Source organism: uncultured Campylobacter sp. (assembly GCF_938018035.1).
In the GTDB taxonomy this organism is placed as follows: domain Bacteria; phylum Campylobacterota; class Campylobacteria; order Campylobacterales; family Campylobacteraceae; genus Campylobacter_B.
Map to the genome: position 1 here is coordinate 1 of NZ_CALIJF010000416.1, position 6,317 is coordinate 6,317.

The 6,317-nt window shown below is 48.3% G+C and carries 10 protein-coding genes; 4 read left to right on the forward strand and 6 right to left on the reverse strand.

The window, feature by feature from the left end; all coding sequences use genetic code 11:
• Positions 1 to 72: 72 nt before the first annotated feature.
• From Q0257_RS12725 to Q0257_RS12735, 3 genes are all read right to left on the reverse strand, one after another.
• A complete protein-coding gene (locus tag Q0257_RS12725) occupies positions 73 to 519 on the reverse strand; it encodes a cupin domain-containing protein (RefSeq protein ID WP_298025361.1) in 447 nt (148 codons plus the stop codon).
• 131 nt (positions 520 to 650) lie between these two features.
• Positions 651 to 1,310, reverse strand: coding sequence for a carboxymuconolactone decarboxylase family protein (locus tag Q0257_RS12730; protein WP_298025364.1), 660 nt, complete (start codon positions 1,308 to 1,310; stop codon positions 651 to 653).
• A gap of 250 nt (positions 1,311 to 1,560) precedes the next feature.
• The gene (locus Q0257_RS12735) at positions 1,561 to 2,706 is read right to left on the reverse strand and encodes an iron-containing alcohol dehydrogenase (RefSeq protein WP_298025367.1); all 1,146 of its coding nucleotides are present in this window, start codon (positions 2,704 to 2,706) and stop codon (positions 1,561 to 1,563) included.
• Positions 2,707 to 2,832: 126 nt separating this feature from the next.
• Between Q0257_RS12735 and Q0257_RS12740 the strand changes: the two genes are divergently transcribed.
• Positions 2,833 to 3,087, forward strand: a complete 255-nt coding sequence (locus Q0257_RS12740) for an AraC family transcriptional regulator N-terminal domain-containing protein (protein ID WP_298025369.1) — start codon at positions 2,833 to 2,835, stop codon at positions 3,085 to 3,087.
• A 3-nt stretch (positions 3,088 to 3,090) separates the two neighbouring features.
• On the opposite strand, the gene Q0257_RS12745 is transcribed toward Q0257_RS12740, so the two are convergent.
• On the reverse strand, positions 3,091 to 3,240 hold the full coding sequence (locus tag Q0257_RS12745) for a hypothetical protein (protein WP_297923044.1): 150 nt from the start codon (positions 3,238 to 3,240) through the stop codon (positions 3,091 to 3,093).
• A 607-nt stretch (positions 3,241 to 3,847) separates the two neighbouring features.
• On the opposite strand from Q0257_RS12745, the gene Q0257_RS12750 reads away from it, so the two are divergent.
• From Q0257_RS12750 to Q0257_RS12760, 3 genes are read left to right on the forward strand one after another with little or no spacing between them, the layout of a single operon-like run.
• Positions 3,848 to 4,015, forward strand: coding sequence for a hypothetical protein (locus tag Q0257_RS12750; RefSeq protein ID WP_295150707.1), 168 nt, complete (start codon positions 3,848 to 3,850; stop codon positions 4,013 to 4,015).
• Positions 4,016 to 4,024: 9 nt separating this feature from the next.
• Positions 4,025 to 4,780 carry a disulfide bond formation protein B gene (locus Q0257_RS12755; RefSeq protein ID WP_298025372.1) on the forward strand — a complete coding sequence of 252 codons (756 nt, stop codon included), beginning with the start codon at positions 4,025 to 4,027 and terminating at the stop codon, positions 4,778 to 4,780.
• Positions 4,781 to 4,789: 9 nt separating this feature from the next.
• Positions 4,790 to 5,677, forward strand: coding sequence for a hypothetical protein (locus Q0257_RS12760; RefSeq protein ID WP_298025374.1), 888 nt, complete (start codon positions 4,790 to 4,792; stop codon positions 5,675 to 5,677).
• A gap of 139 nt (positions 5,678 to 5,816) precedes the next feature.
• On the opposite strand, the gene Q0257_RS12765 is transcribed toward Q0257_RS12760, so the two are convergent.
• Both Q0257_RS12765 and Q0257_RS12770 read right to left on the reverse strand, forming a co-directional pair.
• Positions 5,817 to 6,023 (reverse strand): hypothetical protein, encoded by a 207-nt coding sequence (locus Q0257_RS12765; RefSeq protein ID WP_298025377.1) that lies wholly within the window; start codon positions 6,021 to 6,023, stop codon positions 5,817 to 5,819.
• Positions 6,024 to 6,056: 33 nt separating this feature from the next.
• Positions 6,057 to 6,182, reverse strand: coding sequence for a hypothetical protein (locus tag Q0257_RS12770; protein ID WP_298025380.1), 126 nt, complete (start codon positions 6,180 to 6,182; stop codon positions 6,057 to 6,059).
• Positions 6,183 to 6,317 lie beyond the last annotated feature (135 nt).

A 6,317-nucleotide genomic window follows, 5' to 3' on the forward strand; every position in this document is an offset into this window, starting at 1 on the left:
GGGGTAAATTTAAATGTACCTAACGGCACGCAAAATTTGCCTGGCGACTGTCGCAAATTCTACCGGAGGATACTACTCCGAATCCTTTGCGTTCGCTTTTTCGATAAGGCTTTTATACTCATCCTCGCTTAGATGCTCCATCCACGTTACGTTTTTGCCGTCCTTTTCAAAGGTTACCGCGATATGCTCGCCGTCTTCGTGCAGTCCGGCTCCGTGCCAGTGTTTGACGCCCGGCGGGCAGAGCACCACGTCGCCCGGGCGAGCGATTTGCACGATTCCGTCCGACGTACCGGTGTAAATTTTACCCTGCGTTACGATTAAATTTTGCCCCGCAGGATGCGTATGCCACGCCGTGCGTACTCCACGCGGAAAATGCACCAGCGCCGCTCCTACATTTGCGTAAGACGTCGCGCCAAAAAGCAGCGTGACTTTCGGCAGCCCGCCTGCAAAAATTTTATCGCTCACCTTATCATAAACGGCAAGCTCCTCTTTTTTAATCAAAATTTGTTTCTCTTTCATTTTTTCTCCTTTATTTGCATCCTTAGCCATATAATTTTCTTTCGCTTTTTTCTGAGGAACAATCATGCCAAAAAAGCCGTAAGATTTTATAAATCTGCGACTAACAATTGAGATAGAGGGCGGCCGAGCCGTTAGAGGCTTTTTAGAACATCTCTTGCGTTTTGTACCTTTGTCTCGTCAATACATTCACTCAAAATTTTAAAAATTCTCTCGAACTGCTCGTCCGTAACGCCTAAATTTCTAGCACCGCCCAGGTGCGATTTTAGTTGCATATTTACATTATCTAGCGCTGCTAACGTCGATACGGTGATGATCTCGCGCTCTAAAAAGCCTAGATTATCCCTGCTAAAAAGATAGCCGAAAAGATAAGCCTTCAGTCCATAATCGACCGCAGGAGAGTCAAAAAGCACCGTACCCGAATAATCGCGCCCGAAGATATATTTTTGCGTCTGCTCGCCAAGCTCGTAAAAATCGCTGTCCGCAGCAACCGGGCTCGCGTCCTTGCCCGCTTCATCTTTAATACCCGCCGCCTCGCGCTCTTTTATGAGATTATTAAAAACGATCAGTCCGTTTAAACCCCTCGGAAAGCCGATATAAGCGCTTTGATGCGACAGCGCCTCTCTTATCTCGTTCACGCTAAGCCCTGCTTTGAGGGCATTTTCTAGCGCACCTTTTAGTTTGTCCGCTCTGCCTGTGACCGCATAAGCCGCAACGCTAACTAGTGCGAGCTGTTTGCCGCTAAGCGCCCCGTTTAGCTTTGCCGCGTGCGAAAGTTTGTTAAAATTTATCATCGCTTGCTCCTTTGTCGTGTTAAAATTTAAAGCACATAGAATCGTCAAAAGAATTCTAAAATTTTCATCCTATCGCTGCTGCCCTCTTGCGGCAAGCGCCGCAGACTTAGGGGAAACGGACGATCATCTCACTCCGCGGCGCCGCTTATTTTTTAGGAGGAGCGATTTCTAGTGTGCTCGCACTATCGCTTGTTCTTTTGAGAAGGCGACCGCCTCTTTAAATTTAAAATTTTATCTACGCGGTCACGCCTTATCTTGCCAGCTCAAGAATTTTAGCGATATTTTCGCGGCTGTAGAGCTCCGCCATATTCCACGCTTTGGCGTTTGTCGCGGCTACGTCTATGACCTCGTCTAGTATCTTAACTTCGATGCCGAGCTGAGCGAGGCTAGTAGGCGTACCAATCTTATCAAACCATGTTTTAAGTGCTGCAATACCTTCATCTGCACTCTTAAGGCCAAAAATTTCACGAGCGAAACGCTCAAACGCGCTTAAATTCCTATCCTTATACCACCTCATCCACGCAGGCATTACCACGCTAAGACCGGCTCCGTGAGCGCAGTCCACGACCGCGCTCATCGCATGCTCGATCATATGGTTCGGATAGCCGAAGCCGCCCACGCCCACGTAGGTTAACCCGTTTAGCGCCATCGTTGCGGCCCACGCAAACTCGGCGCGCGCATCGTAATCGCTCGGATCTGCGAGCAGGATTTCAGTCGTGCGGATGACGGTTTTGATGTTTGCTTCGATATAGGCTCGAACGATGTCTGGATGGACGCTAGCGGTAAAATACCCCTCGATGCTGTGCGCGATGATGTCGCTCGCGCTATATACGAGATACTCGCGGCTGACGGTTGCTTGCAGCTGCGGGTTTATGACCGAGATTTTCGGGTATAGACACAGCGCGCTGATCGGGTATTTTTGCTTGGTCTGCTCCTTGGTCACCACGCCGCCGCAGTTCATCTCTGAGCCCGTCGCGGCGAGGGTGATAATGTCAAAAATTTTAAGCGCGGCGCTCGGACTTTTACCGGTGAAAAAATCCCACACGTCGCCCTCGTAGCAGGCGCCCGCGGCTACGGCTTTTGCGGAGTCCAGCACGCTTCCGCCGCCCACAGCAAGCACGCTATCTGCGCCGAATTCTTTGGCGAGCTTGATCGCTTCGTTTACCTTGCTTAGCACGGGATTTGATTTTATGCCGCCAAGCTGCGTAAATTCTATACCGCTTGCCCTTAAGCTGCCCTCCACGACGTCCATCAGCCCGCTCTTTCGCACGCGTTCGCTACCGTATAGCACGAAAGCTTTTTTCGCGCCCGCTTCCTTCATGTACTGCCCGATATGCTTTTCTTTATCCTTGCCGAATTCTATCCTCACGGGGTTGCAAAAACTAAAATCTCTCATCTTTTCTCCTTTAAATAAAGTTGCTAAATTATAGCCTTTTTTAAAATTTTGCGGTAGCACGATAGTCCAAATTCCTTGCCTAATCGTGCAAATGTAAATATAACCCGAGTAAATTTAAAGGAGAGCATGAACGAAGTAGATAAAATTTTAAAAGACGCCGCAAAGATCGCGGACGAGCTATATCCCACCTACGGACACGTTCAGACGCCTATAGGGGCGCTTAGCTTCTACTGCCAAAGCGAGCCCTCGGACTTCATCGCGACGATCTATGAGCCCAGCATCTGTTTGTGCCTACGCGGTGGCAAAATGGTGGAATTTAACGGCAAGCAGTATCGCTACGACACGCAAAAATTCCTGCAATACTGCGCTAAGCCCGATTGATTTTCAAAAGCACATTAGGTTGTAGGAAACTAGATATATCTTACAAAACGGCGGCACGAAAGCGTCGCAGGCGGCTTTTGACGTCGGATACGAAAGCTCGTCATAGTTCAGCAGGGAGTACGCGAGGATGTCTGCATGCCGCCTAAAGCCCACGCGCAAACATTTCGCGACTAAGAACGAGCAAAAATTTAAAGTGATCGGCTTGGGCAAGCTTTGTAAAATTTCAAAATTTCATTGCGCAATGCAAGCCGAAATAACTGCACAATAAAACAGCATCCGCAACCAACATAAACCGATCGCAAGGTATTGCTTGCTATCAACGAGGCGGCGTCCGCTACCGAAACGAGGACTCAGTAGGGGAAAACGCGGTGCAAGAATACAGCCTAAACGTAAGAAGATAGACATAATGCAAGAGACCGCTCCGCCGCAAGAAAAATGGATGCGCCCAGCGATGATTGCCCCCCCACTCGCTTGCCGCTGCGCTAAAAGTCATTGTTCATCTTCTTGCTAATTTTATAATTTCAATCGCGTGACGTTTTATCACGCGACTCGCACAAGCAAAATCAGGCTAATCGAAATGCTTTAGATAAATTTAAATCAAGCTGGAATAGAAAAAATTTTCTTAAAAATAGCTATTTTAGTATCATGAAATTTCATAAAAATTTATTTATACTGATAAAAACATAATTTTTAATATACGTCTAATAAGCAAAATAGTAATATTTTTACGATATTAAATTTCAGTAAGAAAGGAGAAAACATGGAATTTTTAATGGTTCTGATGTTTCTCGTCGCGGGCCTTTTGTTGTGGTTTAGACCTGAGAAAAAGCGCGCGGTTATGGGCTTTGGTATTGCGGGTATCGCAATACTCGTCATCATGATGGCATGGGTGAATAAATTTGCCGTCGTGCCTATGGGAAATTTTTAGGAGCGAGCGATGGAAAGTATGCAAGATAAAATGCCTCAAAGCCTCATTCGCGGCGCCGAGATTTCTGCGGGCTGGGGCGAAGATGAAAAGCGGTTTTTCAATCTTTTCGCCCTTGCCGCCCTCGCCCTCATCGCCCTGCCCGTAGGTATCGCGTGTTTGGTTTTGGGCTTTGGCATGGGTGATAGCCCCTGCATCATGTGCTGGCACGAGAGATTTTGCATGGTCGCGATCTCGTTTATGGCGCTAGTTATCGTTAGATACGGCTTTAAGGTCAAATACCTTGCTGCAATCCTATTTTTAGCGTGCCTTGGGCTTTACGACGGCTTTTTGCATTACAGCCTAGACGGCACCGGCGGCGGCTATCTCGACATAAAGCAGGGCTTCGGGCTCGAAATTTTAGGCGCACACACGCAGTTTTGGGTCGTAGTGGTGCATTTTTGCGTCATTATATTTTTGGGCGTGATTTTGCTGCTAGGCAAAAACGTAGGTAAAATAATGCAAAAAAGCGAAGAGGGCGCATACGGCGCGGTTTTACCCAAATTTGCGCTAGGCAAAGTTGCAGTTGCGGCCTTTGCGATCATTATGGCTTTTAACTGCGTGCAGGCCTTTATCACCGCAGGCCCGCCGCCCTATCTAGCCTCCGCGACGCCTTCGCGCATGAGCATCGATCCGTCAAAGTGGTTTTGGGAGCTTGATCACTGGGAGGAAACCGAAATTGACTTCCGCGAAAACTGGAATCCAAAACTACCGAATTTACCGAAGTGAGGTCGCGATATGAGAAAAATTTTAACCTTAACCCTTTTGTGCGCTGCACTGGCGCTGGGCGGCGAGTTTAATCTAAATCCTGCGGATGGCGCAGTGACAAATTTAACGCCTCTACGCAAAAGCGGCGAGATAACGCTAAATTTAAACAACAATAATCCCGTCACGGGGCTTGACTACGACGCGGCGAGCGGAAGCTTCTTGCTCGGTACGCTAAAATTCGAGCTCTACGAAATGGACGGCGAGCTAAAAACCGTAAAAAGCTATCTACGAAGCACGCCCGATTGGATAATGCAGATGGAAGAAACCGTCGCAGCGAGCTTTTTTAAAGACTCGGTAGGGCTCATGAGCTATAATAAAACCTATGAGTTTTTCAAGCCCGCACCGAACCAAAGTAAAGAGGAAGCAAACAAGGCGTGGCGCTATCTGCACGACGGATACGAAAATTTCACGCTCGATTTCAAGGACCGCTACTCCACCGTGCGCGCTAAGCAGCAGTTCATCCTCTCGTGGGATCACTCGGATTTCTACGGCGAGTTTTTCGTCGCTAGCGTGCCGGATAACATAAAGCAAAGCTGGAGCATAGCGAGCTTTAGCGATGCCGACAACATGCTCTCGACCGAGTTCGTGCCGAGCTTCGATGAGGCTCTCGGCGTAAAGGACGGCAGGGATATAAACGACTACTATATCACGGGTATGGATGCGAGCAGCGAGTTTGTTTATCTACTCTCGAAGCAATACTCAAGCATCCTAAAGCTTGATCCGCGCAGCAGAAAGATCGTGGAGATTTATAGCTTTGAAGGCGCGAGCGACGCGCATGCGCTAGCTGTCAAGGATGGAAAATTTTACGTCGCGTCTAGAGAAAACGGAACGAATAAAATTTTCGTTTTTGAGAGGTGAAATTTAAGCCGTCTTTGGCGGCTTAAATTTAATTGACTTAAACGCAAATTCCACATCTAAAATTATAAAATTTTGATTAAACATTGACTTCTAAAAAAATACATTAGTGCCGCTAAATTCCAGCGTCATTATATATGGATTATAAGTGCTGTGAAATTTTAAAGCTACGGACGCCCAATATCGGCACCGCAATGCCCTCTCTTGTGACCGCACCCCCGTGCTCGGTCTGCGTAAAATAGGCAAGAACGTCCCCGTTCGCAAGCCCGTGCTCATCCAGATAGCGCGCGAGCAGCGCGGGCTCGTATATCACGAAGCCGCCCAGCTCGGAGAAAATTCGCCTTTTCATTCGCGCCTTTCTTTGATCGCCGTGCGCAGAATTTTACCGCTCATTTGCCCTCTCTTTGTTTTTGTTTCGCAGCGCCGATGAAATTTTATCGCCGCGCCCGCAGCAAGGATAAAATTTCATCCCCGCGATCGCGCCGCAGATGAAATTTAACCCCTCCATTTCGCGCTCAAATTTTACAGCCCGCGGCTTTTCCAGCCGCCGCTCATACCTTGGCACTTATCTACGAGCCAGCGCCCATTCTTGCGCACGAGCAGGAAGCGGCGCGCAAAGCCGTGTTCGTCCTTGGCGTAGATG